This window comes from Amycolatopsis sp. NPDC051758 (genome assembly GCF_044453095.1).
Taxonomy (GTDB): domain Bacteria; phylum Actinomycetota; class Actinomycetes; order Mycobacteriales; family Pseudonocardiaceae; genus Amycolatopsis.
Map to the genome: position 1 here is coordinate 1 of NZ_JBITCJ010000021.1, position 19,731 is coordinate 19,731.

The window sequence follows — 19,731 nt, forward strand, 5'->3', positions numbered from 1 at the left end:
GACCGCTGGGGCGGCGTACGGTTTGCCCGACCCGGACCACTCCGGTGCTGACGTTCCCGCCGTGGAGTGGAATCTCGTCGTTTCCCATGAGAGTCATCGTGGCAGGTTCCGTATACGCGTCGGTGGTGCGCCTCTCGTGTACGGCACGGCAGGCAGGGCATGGGAGGTCGCCGCCGGCCGCGGTGTGCGGATGCGGTCGACGAGCCGGCAGCCGTCAGCCGTCAGCACGGCGGACGAGCGCTGCACTTCGTCCGTACGTCGGCATGAGCGTGCGTCCTGACGAAGGATCGAGCAGCGGCAGGAGCGCAATCGCTTGAGTGAGTCGGTCAGTCGCCTGTCGCTTTGCCGAGCGCCCTTGAGTGCGCGGGCGTGCTCGACGAGGTCGCGGAGGGATGCCGGCACGAATTCGGCGATGCGGCGTGCCCAGTCGGATCGCTCGACCAGTTCGCCGGTGGGCCCGAGCAGGCGGTCGGCGTGCGCGAGGGGAAGGCTTCGGGGCAGCGGGAGCATAAGCTCGTCGGCGGAAGCACAGCTGCGCCCGTGTATCACGAGGCACCAGGCGGCCGGAATCGACCAGCGCTCCTTATCGCACACGAGAGCACGCCTGCGTGTAGGTGCCCGGCCGATCTGGCTGGGTGCTGCTGGTGGCCTAGGGGCATTCGACGCGCCGCCGAGGTAGCCGGTGAAGTTTCGGTAGATCGTCCAGGGGGTATTCGAGCGCCACGAAACTGCAGTCTGGGGAGTGGTGCTCGTGTACCGGATCAAGCCGTCCAAGCCTTCCGCCGTGTTCGGTGCGGTCGTCGGCGTCGCGATGATCATCTTTGTCCTGGTGCGGTTCCCGCTGCGCGAGCCGTTTGTGTGGCTGTGGCTGGCCGTCGCGGTGGGTGTCGTGGGCTTCAGCCTGTGGGCGGCGTTTGCCAAGCGCGGCGCCGAGAAAGTGGTTGTCGAAGACCGCCCGCAGTCGGGTTCCTGAGTGGTACGACCCACTTCGGTCAGCCCGTCAGCCAGGACGGAAAAGTGTGTGTGGCGTGTCGAGCCCTTCCGGGGTGAAGGTGATGCCGGTGACAGCCTCACCCAGTGCGAGCAGCCACGCAGCGGCATTGCTCGCTGGCGCTGGGAGCGACGTGGTGTAGGAAGCCAGGGGTGCAGGGACGTCACCCTGGCCCGGCCGGACCACGGCGACGTCGTGGTCAGGTTGGGCGAAGTAGGCCAGTTTGTTGCCGCGTGTCTCCCAGCCGACGTTGAGCACTGTCGTGTGCGGCCGAAGGGCGTCGACGATCTCGTGCGCGAACGGGCTCCGGTTGAACGCGATTGCGAGAGTCCAGTCGCCCTCGCGCCGCAGGGCGACCTGTTCGGTATCGGTGAGAGACACCGGTCCGGCACCGAACGCGATGCCGCCGAACGCCGCCGCGACGGTGTCGAGCGGGACACTTCGCGCGTAGGTGACGGAGGCTGCGAGGCCGAGCCAGTGGTCGGTGATCCACGCGTGGCGTTCCAGCGGGCCACCGGTACCGGCACGCGCGCCGTCCGCGCCGGACGGTGCCGGCGGACTTCCCAGCAGGGCTAGAAAACCGGCGAGCATCGGCGCCGGATCCAGGCGGTCCAGTTGCTTGGCGAGTTTCGCCGCGTCGATCGTCTTGAATGCCGCCGTAAGGGGGTTCGGCGCGGTTCGCAGCGCGCGCACGGCGTCCAGGGCGACGAGCCGGAGGCGGTCGGCCCCCGGTGCGTAGCCGCTCGCGCCGGCCTCGTAGCGGGCCATCCGGACCAGTTCGTCGAATTCCCTGTCTCCGCCGGGAACCCCGGTCAGCCCGGCCGCGGCGACCACTTCGTCGACGGCGGCACGGGCGACTGTCAGCAGCGACTCGTCCTCGGCGCGACGCAGCGCGGCGGCGAGCACCGGGTGCTGGTATTCCAGCGTCTCGAACCCCGGCGTCACCGGGTGCGCGTCTTCGAGGTGTTCCGCGATCGGCGCGACGAGGACCTCGCCGGACAGCCAGTCTTCAGTGAACGGCTGTCCCGTCAGCCGGGCGGCTAGGAGGAGCAGGCCTGTTCGCCAATGACCCGCCTCCCAGTCGATCTCCGCGACCAGCGGCGTGAGGCAATCGGGCTCCTCGCCGTCCTTCCATGAGTCGGCGCCCGCTTCGAACGCCGTCTTGATGCGGCCGTCGACGGCGTAGCTGAACCTGGTCAGTGCCTCGATGTTCCAGAAGGCGCTCACCGTCTCGCCCAGCCGCGATACCCGGCGCAGGACCTCGGGCCGCGAGCCCTGGAAGCCGTTGGCTTCGATCGCGACGACGTACTCGCCCTGGCGGCACATGGCGACCGCGTACGCCTCATCGAGGTCGTCCCCTGCCTGCGCGAACGGGATGGTCCGGGCCTCGTTTGCCACCCCGCCGAAGCCGCGGACCACGGCGTCGACATCCGTCGTCTTCACCATGGTCACGCAGGCGGCTTCACCCAGTGGGGTCGTCGACAGCCAGTCGAAATCATCCTCGGTCACCACTCCTTTGTAGCGGCCTGGATGCGGAGTTGCGAGGCGGCAAGCCTCCGCGCGGCACGGTCCCGTGCGGTGCGGACGTCCTCGACTCGGCAGGGCTGTCCGCTCTGCGGCATGAGCGGATGTTCTCGTTCTTGGCTACCGGTTGCGGGTGGATGGAACGTTCGACGGTGGTGCGCTAAGCGCCGCTCCGGTGGGGGTGTGGACCGCCGTACCGACTTCGGTCATCTCGACCTGGACCGGGCGGCCGTGATTGTGGCCGCCCGGTGCGCCGACTGGCGTGAGCTGGGGCTCGTGGCTGCTGAGCTGACTTGGATGGACAACGACGTCTCCTGGCGGGCGCCGCTTCAGGCGGCTGGGAACTTTCGCACGTGGCGAGCTCGATTGTCTTGGGTTCTACGGGTAGCCGGGTTGCGCGGCTGAGACGGATTCACCGGCGGCACTCCGGCAAGCGGTTCAGGATTTCGACGATCCGGCCGAACTGTTCGGTGGTCGCGGCGTGGCCTGCGTGCACGGTGTGGACGTCGAAGCGGTTGTGGGGGGTCAGTCGGTCGGCCTCGGTGATCATCCGGTCCTGCAGCGCGAGGGGGATCATGCGGTCTGCGGCGTGCCGGATGTAGGTGCGAGGGATGCGGCCCCAGGTGTCCGGCTGGACCTGGGAGTTCTCCTTGCCCACGGTCAGCGACTCGTCGGGTTGCAGGGTGGCGAGCATGGCGTGGAACTCGGCGTCGCTCGCGCCGGCCATCAGCGCCTCTTTCAGCTTGCTCAGGGTTTCGGGGTCGGCGGTGCGGTAGTTGGCTCGCACCGCGCCGATGACCGCAGGGTCGGCGACCACCAGGGCGGCGACGGTGCCGGCCAGGGTCGTGGCACCTTCCGGGGTGGTCAGGTAGGCCTCCGGGCAGGCCAGATCCACGCAGCAGAACGCGCTGTCGTAGACGATCCGGTCGATCAGGTGGGGCACCGCGTTGCCGACGCGGTTCAGCGTCACGCCGCCCATGCTGCCGCCGTAGAGGATGACCGGGCCGAACGCCGAGACCGTGCGGACGGTCTCTAGCGCTGCCGCGGTGTAGGCGTCCAGGCCGACACCCGCCATCGGCGAGGGCCGGGTCGCCAGGGACGCCGGGTCCTGCGGGCACTGGTAGTCGAGGGCGAACTGGGCGTCGGTGACGCGGTGCCCCGGCAGGTCCACGCCGACGGTGCGGTGCCCGCGCAGCGACAGGGCGCCGATCCCGCCCGGGGTCCCGCTCGCCCCGGTGACGACCACGAACGTCGTCGTGCCGCCCCTTCCGGTGCGCGCCCGGGCCATCGTGCTGCTTCCCGCCAGGGAGAGCCCGCCGGTCGTCACGCCCAGCGTCGCCGCGCGCAACGCTGTGCGCCGGGAATGCCTCGTGTTCGTCATGACACCAAGGGGACCGCGGCCAGCCGTCGTGGTGTAAGCGGAGAAGGTGGGTTTCCGGAGCAACGAAAGTTGCACGTCGGCCCCGGGCGTGCTTACTCAACGGGAACCAAGGAGCACTGTCCACGTCGCTATGCGGCAAGAGGCCAGCCCACTCACGGACTTCCCTCTCACGCCACGAGAACCGTTCGCCATTCGGCAGGAGCGGGCGTTTGAGGTCATTGGTTCAATGAATCGGGTTGGGAACGATCTCCGAGGTGCGTGCCGAGTTCCGCAGTAATCCGAGCGAGGTCATACTCGAGGTTGTCGTGACGCAGCCGCAGGTACTGACACTTGGCGAGGTGGCTGATGTCGTCGGGAAGCGTGGCGTTGGTCAAGCGTTCAACGTCGTTGATGAGGATCGGTATCACGCATGTGCCGCGCGACAGGGCTTCTGCGATCTCGCGTCGCACCCAATCAGTCCGGTGGTCGACGGCCCGGCCGCCTGACTCGTGCGGTGTGCTGAGCCAGCGGGGCCCGATGACGGCTACCAGCACCTGGGCGCGGCGGACTCCGTCAAGCAGCCCGAATTCGTAGTTGTCTCCGGGGCGGATGGTTGTGCTGGCATAGAAGACCGCTGTGGCGCCGAAGCACCTGCTCAGTTCGCGCTGCAAGAGAGCGGCGAACCCCGGTTCGTCCTGTTTTCGGAAGTTGATAAATATCCCGCTCATGACGGCAACCACAGCACGGCATGGCGGCGTGCGGCTGCCCGAGGCTGGACAGTTCGCGAAAGTGCGCCATCGCGTGCTTGCCCTGATGCTCGACGCTCCCCACACTGTGGCCCATGGGTGTCGACTCAGGTGGTGTGCATCCAGAGCGGGCTGTGGTCGCCCGGGTGTCGAACGCGATCACGGCCGACGACGTTCGTTTGATTCGCCGCCTGCTCGTTGATGATCTCCGGCGAAACTCGCCTGTGTACGGATGGCGGTGCCTTCCCGCGTCGATCGCGCTGGTGGTTGGGGATCTGACCTGCGCAGAAGTCCGGACGGCCCTGGTGTTGTTGGCGATCCGGTGCAGAGCAACGGGTGCTCTCTCCGTGGCGGACACCCGACTGTGGATCGATTCAGCCGGATTGCGAGGTGTCCGGGTCAGTGTCCGGGCTCTGGCCGGGCAGCTGCGGCTCTCCCCTCGGCACGCGCATCGTCGGATCCGCCATTGCGATCAGGTGGTGGCGCGTGCGTTGAGCGACATTCCAGCGGCTGGGCTCTGCGAGGTGGCGCAGCCCATGCGTCCTGAGGATCGATCGGAGCGGGAACTCATCGAGACGGCACGCGCCGAATGCCACCTCCTGCCAGAGCCCGAGCGGGTGCTTGATGCCCTGCGGATGTATCTACGCAACCGGCAGCCTTCGCCAGGCGCGTACGTTCGTTCCACCTACCTGGCCGGGAACAAGGACGTCCGCTACCGGGATGCCAACAGAGTCGCCCCCTGGATAAAAACTATCGCCACGGATCCACCACTACCTTCGACCACCGCCGAGGACGAACGCTTACTACTGGTCTGTCACGGTGTCGAACTGGCGGACGATCCGCATGAGGCACTGATGCAGGTCAATCGGGCCATCTGGAGCCAGCAACGGGAACTGTTGCCGTTGTTGCTCGCACATGCCGGACGACTGATCCCCGACGTTGGCGCGGCCGGCGTCGACACGTGGCTAAGCTACCTGCACGTGCGCTACCACGCCGCGATGGAATCCGAACATATCATCGGGCTCCGATACGCCAGGGCACTCCAGGTGGATGCGGCACGGCACAGTCGGCTCGGGATCGGTGATCCGCGGGTCCGCCGAGGCATGAGCGGTCGTGGGCACATCCTGCAGATGTTCGGACACTATGATGCGGCATTCCAGTGCTACACCCAGGTATTACGTCACGCCGCCCACTTCGGAGCCATCGACAGTGACAACGCGGACGCACAATTAGTTTACCGTGAAAACCTGCACGACGCGCACGCCCAATTGGTCTACACCGAAGTTTTGCAACACGGAGATCGTGCCAGAGCACTCACCGCCATGCGAAGCGTGCACGCCTTCGCAGACGATGACGACCGGGTCGAAATCCAGTTCACCAGAGAACGTCGAGCTTTGGAGCTCGCTTTGGGCTTTACCGTTCGACGGCAGAACCTGGTAGTCGCACCTTCCAGCCGACGTCAGGCGAACCTCATCGAGGACCAGTTCCGGCGCTTCACCTCGATGGCCGGCAACCACCCGTCGCCGAATCGCCTGCTTTCCGCCCACGACGTCACGCTGCTGTACGCCGTGCTCACTCGCGACCCAGGCCTTGCCGGAAACGCTCGCGACGCATTCCAGCGGGTCAACGACAGCCTCGGCGGCTATGCGAACCTCACCGACCGGTTCAACAGCAGACTCCGAGCAGCAAAAACCCTGTCAAACAAGTTCCGTGATCTCGCCGAGATCCGCGGCCCCGTTGATCCCCTGCGTGATCCACACGCCACACCCACCCGCGCAACGGGTCTACTCGTCCGACCAACCACCGATCACGACTAAACAAACCATCCTGCCCTCTCAGCCACCTATCCAGCGTGGCTCTCGCCGGCCCAGACCTCACGCTCATCGGCAGAAGAGGACGTACGAGCGGTCGCTGCAGAGGACGCACGATCGCGTCCTGTAGCTCGGGCAGCCGTGCCTGGTCAGCTCGCCGGTGAAGCCGCTGCGGGCTTGCTCCGCTCCGGGGCGGGCGTCGGATATGGGCTGGTCCGCCGATGTCGGGGCGTCCGAACTTGGCGTGCACGATTCCACCAATTGTCGAGCCCGTTCCTTCTCGTACCATCCGTGCAGCTCACAGGACCGTACGAGTGGTGGCCGTGCAAACCGCCGGTTGCGCAGTCTCATCGACGACGGTGTCGGCCATCTGGAGTTCCGCGACGTCGTCGCAACCAGCCGCGGCTCGCTTGCCTACCGTCGCGCTACAACTTCCGGGCCCCGGCGGTGTTGTCGCCGTCGTCGAGACATCAGTTCTTCCTCGGGGCCCCTGAAGTGTCGCCCGAGGATGGGACGTGTGCCGGCCGGATCGTTCCTCGAGAAGAACTGGGCATGAGGAACGATCCGGCCGGCCCCCCTTCGCGTGCTCGACGCCGGTCGGTCAGGTGATCCTCGTCGTCGAGCCAGGCTTTCTCAGGTGTTGTCGATGTCCCCGCGAGCCGACACGGAGCAGCCCCTGAGCTCGAGCTGGTACACGCTGAACAAGCCGCCGATCCGTTCGGCATGGCTGCTCGACGTGCCGACGGTGCCGGACCGGACTACGACGCCGTTGTTGACGTCCCGGACCCGCCAAGGGCACGGCGACGGCCGCAGGCGGTTGTTGATGCCGATGTCCACGAAATGTCCACCGGCGTTGGCGGTGACCGCAGCGGTCGTGCAGTTGCCGCTGCTGCCGACGAAGCAGGTGGAGCTGGCGAACAAGCCGAAGGCCTCGGACGGGGTTGCCCGGGTTTCCGCGCCGGCGACCGGAAAACCGGCCAGCCCGCTGGTCAGGATCATGCCCGCGGCCAGGACCCCTGCGCGAACCGCGGTCGAGCTGAGAGATCGATTCCTCGAAACCATTGTTTCCTCTCCTCAAGTGTTGATGATCGCTGAATTGTTCGGTGTCGAAACTGTCCGAGGGTTGTGCGGACGGTGGCTTGCCATGCCTGTGTACGTCGGATCGGTTGTTCAGTGTCCGGTGCTGGACTCTGGACAACGGTCGCTGAACAATGGCGTTGGAGGTGGTGGCGGTGCCGCGTGGCGAGCGACCGCTGGCGGGCGGGGACGGCGTGGTGCTGCGGTTCGCTCGTGACCTGCGACAACTGCGGGAGAAGGCCGGGCGGCCAACGTATCGTGAGCTTGGTGGGCGGGCGCGCTACTCCGCGGCGGCGTTGTCAGAGGCGGCCGGTGGACGGAAACTGCCCACCCTGTCCGTGACGATGGCCTATGTCGCTGCTTGTGGAGGTGATACCGCGGAGTGGGCGACGCGGTGGCGGGCGGTCGCGGCCGAACTGGCCGCAGCCAACGCCGACCCGTTCGGCACGAGTGATCAGGGCCAGGTGCCGTATCTGGGTTTGGCCGTGTTCGAGCGGGAGGACGCCGATCGGTTCTTCGGCCGGGGTGAGCTGGTCGCCGACCTGGTGAACAGGGTGCACCGGCACCGGTTTCTCGGGGTTTTCGGGCCGTCCGGATCTGGCAAGTCCTCGGTGCTTCGTGCGGGACTGGCTGCACACCTGGTCGCCGAGCGCGAAGAGGACGACGCTCCGGTCGTGGTGTTCACTCCCGGAGAACGCCCATTTGAGGAATGCGCGGTCCACTTGGCGCAGCTCCTCGGCGAAGCGCCGGGAACGCTCCGCGACGAGTTCTCCGAAGACCCGCGCAATCTTCATCTACGGATCCGTCAGGCTGCGACGGGCACCGCTGCCGATACCGATGTCGTGCTGATCGTCGACCAGTTCGAGGAACTGTTCACCCTGTGTGGTGACGAGTCGCAGCGGTCGCGATTCATCGACGCGTTGGTGGCTGCCGCGACCGACCCGGCCAGCCGGACCAGGGTGGTGCTCGGTGTCCGGGCGGACTTTCTCGGGCACTGCGGGCGCCATCACCGTCTGGTGTCGGCGCTGTACGACGCGCAGGTACTGGTCGGCCCGATGAACGTCGACGAGCTACGCCGGGCCATCGTCGGGCCTGCCGAGCAGTCCGGCTACCGGCTGGAAACGGCCCTGGTCGCTCGTTTGATCGGCGACGCCACGCACCAGGCCGGGATGCTTCCGTTGGTTTCGCATGCCTTGTTGCAGACGTGGCTGCGTCGGCAAGGCGCGCTCATGACTGTCGCCGGCTATGAGGCGGTCGGTGGTATCGAGCACGCGCTGGCCCGCACCGCCGAACAGACCTACCAGGCTTTCGACACCCACCAACAGCACATCGCCCGCGAAGTCTTCCTCCGCCTCACAGCTCTGGGCGAGGGGACCGAAGACACCAAACGCCGAACCTCCCGGGAGGAATTCGACCTCGACGACGCCGATACCGTCGTGGTGCTGGACACGCTGGCGTGGGCACGGTTGATCACGCTCGGGGACGACAGCGTGGAGATCGCGCACGAGGCTCTCATTCGGCACTGGCCCCGCTTGCGCAAATGGCTGGCCGAAGACCGTGACGGGCACCGGATCCACCGGCGGCTCACCGAAGCCGCCGCCGAGTGGGACCGCCACGAGCGGGACACCGGCCTGCTGTACCGAGGAGCACGGCTCAACACGTGGGAAGGGCGCCCGATCGGTCGGCTCAACGACCTTGAACGCACATTCCTGACCGCCAGCCGCGACGCTGCGGAACGGGAGCGTCGGGCTCGGCGGCGCCGGGTCCGGTTCACGGTCGGTGGTTTGAGCACGGCCACTGTCATCGTGACCGTCCTCGCGGTGGTCGCGCTCGTGATGGCTGCTCGAGCTGATGACCAGCGGAAGCTGGCGGTGGGCCGTCAGCTGGTCACCGACGCCCGCGCGCAACTCCAACTCGATCCCGAACTCGGCTTGCTGCTGGCCCGCGAGGCATACAACGTGGCGCCGTCCGAGGACACCGAAGCCGTGCTCCGGCAGGCCACCGCCGACTCGCACATCCGTACCACGCTGGGGGAACGCATTCTCGGTGCGGTCTTCAGCCCGGATGGGAAGCATGTCCTCACCGGTGACCTTGACGGCACGCTCCAGGTGCGGGCCTGGGATACCGAACACGGCGTGGGGGCCACGACGCAGACACTGCGCGCTGACAGATCGCTGTTGTCGAGTCCGGTGTTCAGCTCGGACGGCCGTCGGATCGCGGTGGTCGGCAACGAGGGCTTGTGGGTGTGGGACTGGGAGCAGGTCCTGGCCGGACGAGCACATCGGGTGTTGCTGCCCAGGAGCGTCGACTCGCTGTCTCAGAGGGACGAGATTGCGCTCAGCTTGGATGGCCAACGTGTGGCCAGTGGCAATGACGATGGGACCGTCCGTATTTGGAACGCAGCCGGCGACGACCAGTCGACCGTGCTCCGTGGCCACGACGGTCAGGTCTTCGACGTGGCGTTCAGCCGCGACGGGAAGTGGCTGGCCAGCGGTGGAGAGGACGGCACGGTCCGGCTCTGGAATCTCGCCGACGGCGGGAGTCCCGTGGTGTTACGTGGCCACGAGGGCGCGGTGGATGCGGTGGCGTTCAGCCCGGACGGCCTCCACCTCGCGTCGGCGGGTGCCGACGGCACGGTTCGGGTATGGGACCTTGCCCGTACGGCAGACGCGGTGGTGCTCGGCCGACATGAGGGCGGCGCCTTCGACGTTGCCTACAGCCCCGACGGGCACTCGATCGCGAGCGCCGGCAACAACGGCGCGGTGAGAATCTGGAATGCTGATCTTACTGCCGAGCCACTGGTGTTGCGGGGACATCGTGGCGCTATCGGGTCTGTCGCGTTCAGTTCCGACGGGCACTCCGTCGCAAGCGTCGGCCAGGACGGGACAGTCACGATATGGGACGTCGACGAGGTCGGCGACCTGACGGTGCTGCGCGGTCAACGCGGACGTTCCGTCAGCGTCGCGGCCAGCCAAGACGGGCGCATGGTGGCCAGTAGGGGTCAGGACGGAACGGTCTGCCTATGGGACGTTTCTGTTAGCCGTGCACCGATCGTGCTGGTCGGCAACACCAAGCCCGTGGTTCACGTGGCCATCAGCCCGACCGGGCGGCAGGTCGCTGCTGTCTACGAGGACGGCACCGTCAATATCTGGAGAACCGGTCAATCCGCTGCGCCGACTCGGCTAAGGGAGCCGTCCTCTGACAACCAGGTGGTGCGGTTAGCTTTCAACGCGGACGGCAACCGGCTCGCCGGCATCGCCGAGACGTACATCGCGTACGTCTGGAACACACTCGAAAGCTCATCCGCTCAACTGGTTCCGGAATCAGTTCTCGTTGGTGGGGCAATGACCGCGATGCCGCCTGATGCCGGGTGGTGGAGTCCCGATGGACGTCACTTTGCCACCATCGGGGGCAGAAATATTGTGCTTTGGGACCTCGAAGGCCGCGGCAGTCTCACCGCGTTGCCCCTCGGCGACGTCCGGCTCCTCCAGACGCTGGCCTTCAGTCGTGACGGAGGCCACCTCGCCGGTGGGACCGATGACGGCACCGTCTACATCTGGAACGTCGCGGACACAGCCAAGAGCGCTGGCCCGGTCGCATTGCACGGCCGTCACCAGGACGCAGTCCGAAGTGTGACGTTCAGCCAAGACGGTCGCAAGCTGGTCACCGCCGGCGTTGACGCCACCGTCCGGTTCTGGGAAACAGGCGGTACCAGCGAACCGCTCGTACTCAGTGGGTTCCGTGCCGCCGCATCGGTCGTCACTTCCCTCGCCGACGGTCGATACGTCACCGCACATGACGACGGCACCATCCGGATCTGGCGGTGTCCCGCATGTGGCCCGATCGCAGAAGTCCTCGCTCAGGCAAACCGCCGCATCACCCGGGAACTCACCTCCGAAGAACGCCGGAGGTATCTACCCTCAAGCCGTTGACGGACGATTCGTGGCGCTTACGTATGTCCGTGTAGCGAACGCTGAGAACCCGAAGTCCGTGACCTGATCGGCTCGGACGACAGTTGGTGTGCGCACCAAGGACGGTGGGCTGCAGCCAGCCAGTGGAGCAACCTCGCCGCTGCTTACCCAGCTGACGGGATGTGGGCACAAACGGTCCCCTTGTTCACGACGGCTCATCGGCATGAGAGTGCGTTTGTGTGACCATCCGGCCGGCCGTCGCTGGTTCCACCGGGAATCTCTACACGTCACCCAGAGGGAAGTCTCCACCGGCCACCGGATATGCCCACAACGTGTATCCAGCCCGGCCGAACAGCCTTAGCGGGCGCTGCGAACGTCGTTTGCCGGTGGGATACTGGAACTCCTGGGTCGCCTCGGACCAGTGGTATCCGGTTTCGATCGTGACGTCGTAGGTGCCTGCTTGCAGCCTGTTCAAGGCCGCCAGGTGTTCCGGTCGAATGCGGACGGCGAGATAGGGCACGATTTCGCCCGTAGCTACCCGTTCTCCGTAGTGGGACAGCGTGCAGACTGTCTCCTGGGAGCCTGCCCGGATCAGCAATCGTTGATCACCCGAGGTCGACGGATACATGATCACCGAGCAGCCACCGGCTTCGAACTCCACCTCGGAGCGGGAGCGACGCGAGGAGCGCGGCGGAGCGGACATCGCATCCCGGCTCCGATCAAGTTTATTGCCGCGACGTACCAGGAACCCGCCGAAGAGGACGTACAACACGGCAATGGCGAAAACGACTAGTCAGGGGTTCATCGGCCGTCACGACTCCTGCCGAACTTCGCCTCACTCACGGTAGTCCCGCCCTAAGGTGCCCCGGTTGCCATGGCCGCAACAGCAGCGATGCTTCCAGCGATGAAACAAGTGAGACTCGCAACCGAACGCAAGAAATTCGATTCCCCTCTTGGCTTCATCGTTGACGTCATGTGATTGATTTGCACGGGACTGAGCAAACACCGGCAACCGATGGTCCGGTCGAACGTGCGGCACGCGTCGCGGCACGACGACTGGCGGCAAGGGCGTGCGTTTCGGCGGCAGGCTACGACGGCAACGGTCCGAAGTCCCGCGAGAAGACCATGGCGTACCGACTGGATGGTATGTTGATCCGATGATCGAAACGGCGCGGCGAACCTGGCGATTGCTCGAGCCCTACCACGGGATGATCTACTTCGCCCCGGAAGCCGCTGCCGCGTACGGGGAACTCGGCCTCAAGGGCCGCGCCGGCTACTTCGCGTCGAGGTCGGCGGCGCTCGGTGTGGTTCCGGCGCCGGTTGTGGTCGCCGCCTTCTACAACTTCAATCCGGTCCTCGTCGGGGAGTCGATCGCCGACGCCTGGTCCGCGACCGACCCGGCCGCGGTGCTCGCTGCCCGCTACGCCGCGGCCGACCAGGCGCTGCGCGGCACCCTGGGCGACGCGATCACCTCACCCGAGATGCGTCGTGCCGCCGCGCTCCTCCGTGCGGCCGCGGAGGCGGTCATCGGCGACGTCGCGGGGCGTCCTCTGTTCGCCGCCCACGCGGCCCTGCCGTGGCCCGCCGAGCCCCACCTGGTGCTGTGGCACGCGCAGACCCTGCTCCGCGAGTATCGCGGCGACGCCCACGTGGCCGCCCTGCTGACGGCCGGCCTCAGCGGCATCGAAGCCCTCGCCACCCATGCCGCCTCCGGCGCCGTCCCCGCCGAGACCCTGCGCACCTCCCGGGCGTGGTCCGAGGCCGACTGGAGCGCAGCCGTCAGCGGTCTCCGCGAGCAGGACTGGCTCACCGAGGACGCCGAGCCGACGTTCACTCCCGCCGGCGCGGACCGCCGGGCGGAAATCGAGCGGGCGACCGATGAGAACAGCGTGACTCCCTACGCGCACATCGGCGAATCCGCCTGCGCCGAACTGCAGGCACTGGTGCGCCCGTTCAGCCGGGCGCTCGCCGAGAAACTCATGCCCTGGGCGCTCGCGAGGCAGTAACGGGCACGACTGCACGCGCGGATGATCAGCTCGGTGACCATGCCGGCGGAGTGCTCCTCGGCATGAGCGTCTCGGCACGATGTCACCGTCAGGACAAGTGTGCCGACAGCAGCCAGGCCGGTGTCGACTTGCGGCCGTTGCCCTCGTTCCGGACATCGCCGCCGGCGAAGTCCGCGAAGTCCGGGAAGTTCTCGGGGACGTTGGCGTGGATGCGGGCCGGCCGGATCTCGTCGATCGTCCAGTACGCGCCCACCACCTCCCGCAGTTCCTCCGCGGAGACCGAGTTGACCCGGCCGGCGGGCACGGTCGCGCTGTCGAACACCAGCACGAAATAGGACGCGCCGGGCGCCGCGGCGCGCACGATCGATTCCTGATATCCCTGGCGCAGCTCGACCGGCATCGAGTGGAACAAGGTGCTGTCGACAACGGTGCCGAACCGGCCGTCGTAACCGGTGAACGTGCTGATGTCGGCGATCGCGAAGCCGACGTTGGCCAAGCCGCGCCGGGCGGCGTCCGCACGCGCGAGCTCGATCGCGGTCGGCGACTGGTCCAGGCCGACCGTCGTGAAGCCCCGTTCGGCGAGGTAGAGCGACGTTGCACCCTCGCCACAGCCGGCGTCGAGGACCTCACCGTGGAATGCGCCGGTATCGATGAGCGCGGCGATCTCGGGTTGCGGTTCGCCGATGCTCCACGGCGGCCGGAGGCCCGGCCCCATCTCGGGAGCTTGACCACGGTAGGCGGATTCGAACAACGCGTCGCTGGATGAGCTCGTCATGCACCTCAGAGTGTCAACCAGGTTGATATATGTCAACATGGTTGATATGAAACCCTCCCGGGACGAGCCACTCGGCTACCTGCTGCACCGCGTCACCACGGCCTTGCGCGCCGAGGTGGCCGCCACCGTGCTCGAGCCGTCGGAGCTGGCGGCGCCCGAGTACCTCTGCCTGCGGATGCTGTCGCAGGCGCCGAAGTCCAACGCCCAGTTGGCCCGCGAGGCGCAGGTGTCGCCGCAGGCGATGAACAAGGTGGTTCTCGCGCTGCAGGATCGCGGGCTGGTGACACGACCCGCCACGGTGTCGTCCGGGAGGTCGTTGCCTGCCACGTTGACGCGCGAGGGTGTGACCGTGCTGGCGCGCCTCGACCCCGAGGTGGCCGAGGCCGAGGACCGGGTTCTGGCCGAGCTCGACGAACACGATCGGCGCGAGCTCCGGCGGCTCCTCGTCGCGGCCGGCCGGGTGGTGTCCCGGCGATGATCCCTTCGGGACCTAGGTCGTCTCGACCATGCCGATTTCGGTGAAGACGTGGCCCTCGGGAATCACGCGGAAGGAATCCTCGGCTCGAACGCTGAGGGTGAGCATGATCTTGCCGGTCCCGGTCCACCGGTAACCGATGCGGTCGCGCGCGTAACCGGCGGCCACGATCTCGGCGGCGAGCGCCCGCCGGACTTCGGCCACGGTGCCGGGGCGGATGGTCTGCAGGCACATCGAAGCCTGGTGGCCGATGACCGCCCACCGCCGGCGGTTCTCGTACACCAGCTCGCCGTCGCGCGCGCCGATCCGCGCGGCGAGTTCCCGCATCTCGCGCCACCGCCGCCGGATCGTGAACTCCATGCTGTACCCGGACACGACAACCAGGAACGTGAAGACGAGCGCGATCGGGAACGCCCAGAGCAGCCACGGCCAGTAGCCCGTCCCGAGCCACAGCCCGGTCGCCAGCAGGACGTAGGACAGCGGCAGCCAATAACGTCCGCGCATCCGGCGCCTCCCCAGGTCTCGCCTCCCCTGGCAGGGTACCCGCGAGCGCTCCGACCGCCGCCTCCGCCAGACCCCGGAAAGTCAGCTTCAGGGCGCCGGCGTCACGTGGTTCATCGGGGGACGGGGATTTCGGCGTCGAGCACGATCGTGCCGGTGGTGTCGGTGGCGAGCAGGGTCAGGCGTCCGGGGTGCGCAGGGGGTGCCGGAGACCATTGCATTCGCTGCCGGTCGAGATGGTCTCCCGATTCGGCCGAGCCGCCGGTCCGGCGATACGCGGTGTCCTGCTCGTCGCGTAGTTGCCAGGTGAGGTCGGCCAGTGGTGAGCCGGCGACGGCCCGGCCCGGTCGCTCGGTGGCCTGCCCGCGGCGTTGGCGTTTCATCCACTCCAGCTGCTCACGCGCGGCCTGCGCCCGCCTGTCGCGGTGTTCCGGACCGGGGTTGGTGTAGAGGTCGACCAGAAACCGGTCGCTCCACAGTTCCGCCGAGATCAGCGTTATCGGCCGTCCGTCGAGTTGGCCGAGTGGTCGCGGCCCCACCAGCACACCTCGCAATGTCGGCGGCTCGAGCGGCTCGCGCGCAACGACCGGCGCCGAGCCCGCCTGGACAGCCACGGGAGCGAAGGCACCCGCGGCCATCGAGGACGACGTCGCGGCCGACGTCGTCCGGATTTCCGGCATGATTCCGGTCCGCTCAAGGGTGTCGAGCGCGGCCCTTTCCTGCTCGTCGGTGAGCACCCCGGTATCTCCGAGCGCCTCAACCTGCGCCGCGAGCCGACTTCCCACCATGCGCAACGGATCGACGGAAACCGCGCCGACGGACCGTTCGCGCCGAGCACGGCTCACCCCAGCCACGGCCGGTCGAAAGATCTCCGCCAACCACTGTTCTCCGGACAGCACCACTATTCCATTTTACTTTTGCCCACAAGCGCATAATCTCATCGGCATGAGGGGACGTACGATCGCGCGATGACCAGCCTCCGCGAGTTCCGACGGGCATGCCACGAAGCGGCCCGGCGCACCGGCGGCCGGATCGCCGAGTTCCGGATCGCCGACTGTGTCACGCCGAACTTCCACCAAGGCGTCCTCGATCACGGCGGTTGTCGCCTGTCGATCGTGTGCACCCGCGACCGGGCCGAGCCGGTCGTGGCGGTCGCCGAGCCACGGGCCATCGACGAGACGGCGGTCGAGGCGGGACCGCTGAAGTTCGTCGAAGCTCCCGAGCTGGTCGCCGTGCTGGCGGAGTTCCCGGCGTTCCGGGTGCTGACCCCGGCCGACCTGGCCGGGCCGTTCGACGCGCGGACGTGGCCCGGGTACCACCCGGCCGACCTGAAGTACTGGGCTCCGGCCGATTTGGGCGAGGTGCTCTTCAACTACTGGGATTGACTGGATTCCGCGGGCACGACGCCGGCTTGCGGGCCATCGTGGGGCGTTGCCCGCCCACACGATGGCCCGCACGACGTGTCGACCGAAATCCGGTCATGCGGTGTCAGGCGACGATGCCTTGGGTGTCGGTGCCGTTGCCGTCCCAATCGCCCACGATCGGGATTTCGGTGGTGCCGTTGCCGTAAGCAACCGAGGCGGTGACTTCGGCGTTGTCGTTGACTTCGCTGGTCCGGAAGAAGAACGTGTTTCCCATCCGCACACCGATGTTGTCCTTGCCGTCGCCGTTCCAATCACCGATCAGCGGCTGGGCGTTCGTGTTGCCGTACAACACCACCGTCGTGACGTCGACGGGATCGGTGTTCGCACTCGTGCGCAGGTAGAAGCGAGCTGCGCTGGGCCGGTAGAAGCCGACGTTGTCTTTTCCGTCGCCGTCCCAGTCTCCGATGGCGGGGGTGTCGGACGCGTCACCGAAAGCGACCGAGGTGGTCGTTTCGGTCCCGCTGGTCACCGGACTCGTGCGCAGGAAGAAGGTGTTCCCCATGCGTACGCCGATGTTGTCCTTACCGTCGCCGTCCCAGTCGCCGACCAGGGGCTGGGCGCCGGGATTGCCGTACCTGAACGAATACTGCGCCTGCCCGGTCTCCGGCGTGTTGCTCACGAGGAACGTCGCACTCGTCGGATCGTACCCACTGGGCGTGTCGGTCCCGTTGCCGTCCCAGTCCCCCACGATCGGCACCATCGGGCTGTTCCCGTAATTGATCACGGCGCGCGTGTGCACGTTGGATGCGGGATCATCCGAAAGCAGGAAGTCCAACACACCCAGATTCGGCGAGCCGCCGGTCAGCGCGGCGAACTCGGCCGGCGTGCCGTTGAAGACGTCCTGGTCGCCGGGCAGTGCTCCGGAGTCGGCGTATTGCCACAGCGTCCACTTGGTCCAGCCGGCGGGCAGCTGACCCGAGGAGCCGGAGTAGTTGGCGATGAACAGCGGGTTGGCGCCGAAAGAAGCATTGTTGCCGGTGCACGGGTTCCACCAGTTGGTGTTGGTGTAGATCATCGTTGCCCGGCCGGTCCGCTCGCGCACCCGGTCGACGAAGGCGCGGATCCAGTTCACCATCTGGCTCTGGCTCAGTCCGTAGCAGGGCGACGGGCTGCCTGATCCGTCCCACGGCCACTCGATGTCCAGCATGGGTGGCAGAGTCCGGCCATCCGCGGTGTACTTGGCCCGGTCGAGGAAGTAGTCGGCCTGGGCCTGGCCGCTGCTACGGTCCGGTCGCGCGAAATGATAGGCGCCGGCGTAAAGGCCATTGGCCTTTGCGCCACCGTAGTTCGCGGCGAAGTAGGCGTCGGTGAAATTCACGCCTTCGGTCACCTTGGCGTAGGCGAACTTCGCGCCGCCGGCCGCGACGTTCGCCCAGTTGATCGTGCCCTGGTGGTTGGACACGTCGATGCCGGTCACCGAATATCCCGGCGGGGCCGCGATGGCCTGCGCCGACCGGCCGGACCCGGTCCCGGCGGAGGCTGAGCCGTCCGGCCACGTGTCCCCGGCCGCCGGCGAGGCCACGCCGACGGCCGGTGTCACCACCGTGACCACGACGGTGACCGCCAGCACCAGGAGCGCGGACAGCGGGCGGTGGTCGCCGTGCCGTCTCCGCCGTTGCCCTCGGAAGGTGTTGCTGCGCATGACTGCTCCTTGAGGCTTGAAAGGTGTCCGGAAGGTGGGAAGGGCAGGCATTTCGCGCGCTAGGCGACGATGCCTTGGGTGTCGGTGCCGTTGCCGTCCCAATCGCCCACGATCGGGATTTCGGTGGTGCCGTTGCCGTAAGCAACCGAGGCGGTGACTTCGGCGTTGTCGTTGACTTCGCTGGTCCGGAAGAAGAACGTGTTTCCCATCCGCACACCGATGTTGTCCTTGCCGTCACCGTTCCAATCACCGATCAGCGGCTGGACGTTGGTGTTGCCGTACAGCACCACGGTCGTGGCGTCGACGGGATCGGTGTTCGCACTCGTGCGCAAATAGAAGCGAGCCCCACTGGGCCGATAGAAGCCGACATTGTCCTTGCCGTCGCCGTCCCAGTCACCGATCACGGGAATGTCGGACACGTCACCGAAAGCAACCGAGGTGGTCGTTTCGGTCCCACTGGCCACCGAGCTCGTGCGCAGGAAGAAGGTATTCCCCATCCGAACCCCGACGTTGTCCTTACCGTCGCCGTCCCAGTCACCGACCAACGGCTGAGCACCCGGATTGCCGTACCTGAACGAATACTGCGCCTGCCCGGTCTCCGGCGTGTTGCTCACGAGGAACGTCGCACTCGTCGGATCGTACCCACTGGGCGTGTCGGTTCCATTGCCGTCCCAATCCCCCACGATCGGCACCATCGGGCTGTTCCCGTAATTGATCACAGCGCGCGTGTGCACGTTGGATGCAGGATCATCCGAAAGCAGGAAATCCAACACCCCCAGATTCGGCGGACCGTCCTCGACGATGCGGTTGTAACGGATAGGCGTGTAGCTGCGCATTTCGCTGTCGGAGTTGCGGCCGAGGTTGCCGAAGTTGTTGTTGGCGTACGGGTTTCGGACCGTCTCTCCGGTGCTGTTGAAAGAGTAGACGTAGGCGCCCTGGCTGTGGTTGCCGGAGTTGACCCAGTGCGAGAACAGCTCCATGTGCCCGTCCGAGCCTGAGCCGTCGCTGTCGCGCACCATGGCGTCCCCGGGCCGCAGGTCGTCGAACGGGATCACGTGCATGCCGTCGCCGGCTCGTGCCTTGTCCAGGAACTGGTTGGTGACCAGGCTGGACCCCAGGTGCCAGGCCATCGAGACGAGCCCGGAGCAGTCCCGCCGGTAGGTGTGCGCCCCGTCGGGGTCGGTGGCCCAGGTGCCGGTCTGGGTGTAGGTGATCGACCGGTCCACCCAGTTCTGGGCGCGGGCCAGGGTTTCGGCCCGGGCGATCGGGCCGCCCCGGTCCGAGGCGAGGGCGGACGGAGCCGCGGCGGGCTGGTCGGGCATCGGTGCCGCGGTGCCGGCCGGAGCGCCCAAGAGCACGGAGGCCGTCAATCCGCCGAGCGCGGCTGCGATGACCCTGGTGGTGGTAGGCATGGGAGATACCCTCCTGACGTGACGATTCCGGGTTGATGGCACTCAGCCTCGGTGCCCGCGCTGCACCTTCTCTGCA

At 67.1% G+C, this 19,731-nt stretch carries 16 protein-coding genes; 6 read left to right on the top strand and 10 right to left on the bottom strand.

What is annotated here, in order from left to right; all coding sequences use genetic code 11:
• Positions 1 to 742: 742 nt before the first annotated feature.
• Positions 743 to 973 carry a hypothetical protein gene (locus ACIA5G_RS50495; protein WP_395937134.1) on the top strand — a complete coding sequence of 77 codons (231 nt, stop codon included), beginning with the start codon at positions 743 to 745 and terminating at the stop codon, positions 971 to 973.
• Positions 974 to 1,000: 27 nt separating this feature from the next.
• Here the strand turns inward: ACIA5G_RS50495 and ACIA5G_RS50500 are convergent, their stop codons facing one another.
• The 3 genes from ACIA5G_RS50500 to ACIA5G_RS50510 form a co-directional block, all read right to left on the bottom strand.
• The gene (locus tag ACIA5G_RS50500; RefSeq protein WP_395937136.1) at positions 1,001 to 2,500 is read right to left on the bottom strand and encodes a DUF6461 domain-containing protein; all 1,500 of its coding nucleotides are present in this window, start codon (positions 2,498 to 2,500) and stop codon (positions 1,001 to 1,003) included.
• A 427-nt stretch (positions 2,501 to 2,927) separates the two neighbouring features.
• Positions 2,928 to 3,896, bottom strand: a complete 969-nt coding sequence (locus ACIA5G_RS50505; protein ID WP_395937138.1) for an alpha/beta fold hydrolase — start codon at positions 3,894 to 3,896, stop codon at positions 2,928 to 2,930.
• Positions 3,897 to 4,111: 215 nt separating this feature from the next.
• A complete protein-coding gene (locus ACIA5G_RS50510) occupies positions 4,112 to 4,603 on the bottom strand; it encodes a toll/interleukin-1 receptor domain-containing protein (RefSeq protein WP_395937140.1) in 492 nt (163 codons plus the stop codon).
• A gap of 113 nt (positions 4,604 to 4,716) precedes the next feature.
• On the opposite strand from ACIA5G_RS50510, the gene ACIA5G_RS50515 reads away from it, so the two are divergent.
• Complete coding sequence (locus ACIA5G_RS50515; protein WP_395937142.1) at positions 4,717 to 6,438, top strand: hypothetical protein; 1,722 nt, start codon at positions 4,717 to 4,719, stop codon at positions 6,436 to 6,438.
• 627 nt (positions 6,439 to 7,065) lie between these two features.
• On the opposite strand, the gene ACIA5G_RS50520 is transcribed toward ACIA5G_RS50515, so the two are convergent.
• Positions 7,066 to 7,494 (bottom strand): hypothetical protein, encoded by a 429-nt coding sequence (locus tag ACIA5G_RS50520; RefSeq protein WP_395937144.1) that lies wholly within the window; start codon positions 7,492 to 7,494, stop codon positions 7,066 to 7,068.
• 149 nt (positions 7,495 to 7,643) lie between these two features.
• Here ACIA5G_RS50520 and ACIA5G_RS50525 point away from each other — a divergent pair, with 149 nt between their 5' ends.
• Positions 7,644 to 11,441, top strand: coding sequence for a hypothetical protein (locus ACIA5G_RS50525; RefSeq protein WP_395937146.1), 3,798 nt, complete (start codon positions 7,644 to 7,646; stop codon positions 11,439 to 11,441).
• 259 nt (positions 11,442 to 11,700) lie between these two features.
• Here ACIA5G_RS50525 and ACIA5G_RS50530 read toward each other — a convergent pair whose 3' ends face one another.
• The gene (locus ACIA5G_RS50530; RefSeq protein WP_395937148.1) at positions 11,701 to 12,192 is read right to left on the bottom strand and encodes a hypothetical protein; all 492 of its coding nucleotides are present in this window, start codon (positions 12,190 to 12,192) and stop codon (positions 11,701 to 11,703) included.
• Between the two features lie 385 nt (positions 12,193 to 12,577).
• Here ACIA5G_RS50530 and ACIA5G_RS50535 point away from each other — a divergent pair, with 385 nt between their 5' ends.
• Positions 12,578 to 13,426: a hypothetical protein gene (locus ACIA5G_RS50535; protein ID WP_395937150.1), complete on the top strand. Its 849-nt coding sequence runs from the start codon at positions 12,578 to 12,580 to the stop codon at positions 13,424 to 13,426.
• 88 nt (positions 13,427 to 13,514) lie between these two features.
• Here ACIA5G_RS50535 and ACIA5G_RS50540 read toward each other — a convergent pair whose 3' ends face one another.
• Entirely contained in the window at positions 13,515 to 14,201 is a 687-nt protein-coding gene (locus tag ACIA5G_RS50540) for a class I SAM-dependent methyltransferase (protein WP_395937152.1), read from the bottom strand.
• Between the two features lie 46 nt (positions 14,202 to 14,247).
• Here ACIA5G_RS50540 and ACIA5G_RS50545 point away from each other — a divergent pair, with 46 nt between their 5' ends.
• Positions 14,248 to 14,679, top strand: a complete 432-nt coding sequence (locus ACIA5G_RS50545) for a MarR family winged helix-turn-helix transcriptional regulator (RefSeq protein ID WP_395937154.1) — start codon at positions 14,248 to 14,250, stop codon at positions 14,677 to 14,679.
• Positions 14,680 to 14,691: 12 nt separating this feature from the next.
• Here the strand turns inward: ACIA5G_RS50545 and ACIA5G_RS50550 are convergent, their stop codons facing one another.
• Positions 14,692 to 15,180: a hypothetical protein gene (locus ACIA5G_RS50550; protein WP_395937156.1), complete on the bottom strand. Its 489-nt coding sequence runs from the start codon at positions 15,178 to 15,180 to the stop codon at positions 14,692 to 14,694.
• Positions 15,181 to 15,290: 110 nt separating this feature from the next.
• On the bottom strand, positions 15,291 to 16,079 hold the full coding sequence (locus tag ACIA5G_RS50555; protein WP_395937158.1) for a hypothetical protein: 789 nt from the start codon (positions 16,077 to 16,079) through the stop codon (positions 15,291 to 15,293).
• Positions 16,080 to 16,145: 66 nt separating this feature from the next.
• On the opposite strand from ACIA5G_RS50555, the gene ACIA5G_RS50560 reads away from it, so the two are divergent.
• Positions 16,146 to 16,562 carry a hypothetical protein gene (locus ACIA5G_RS50560; protein WP_395937160.1) on the top strand — a complete coding sequence of 139 codons (417 nt, stop codon included), beginning with the start codon at positions 16,146 to 16,148 and terminating at the stop codon, positions 16,560 to 16,562.
• A 103-nt stretch (positions 16,563 to 16,665) separates the two neighbouring features.
• Here ACIA5G_RS50560 and ACIA5G_RS50565 read toward each other — a convergent pair whose 3' ends face one another.
• On the bottom strand, positions 16,666 to 18,018 hold the full coding sequence (locus tag ACIA5G_RS50565; RefSeq protein WP_395937162.1) for a GH25 family lysozyme: 1,353 nt from the start codon (positions 18,016 to 18,018) through the stop codon (positions 16,666 to 16,668).
• A gap of 284 nt (positions 18,019 to 18,302) precedes the next feature.
• Entirely contained in the window at positions 18,303 to 19,655 is a 1,353-nt protein-coding gene (locus ACIA5G_RS50570) for a hypothetical protein (RefSeq protein WP_395937164.1), read from the bottom strand.
• Positions 19,656 to 19,731: the final 76 nt, after the last annotated feature.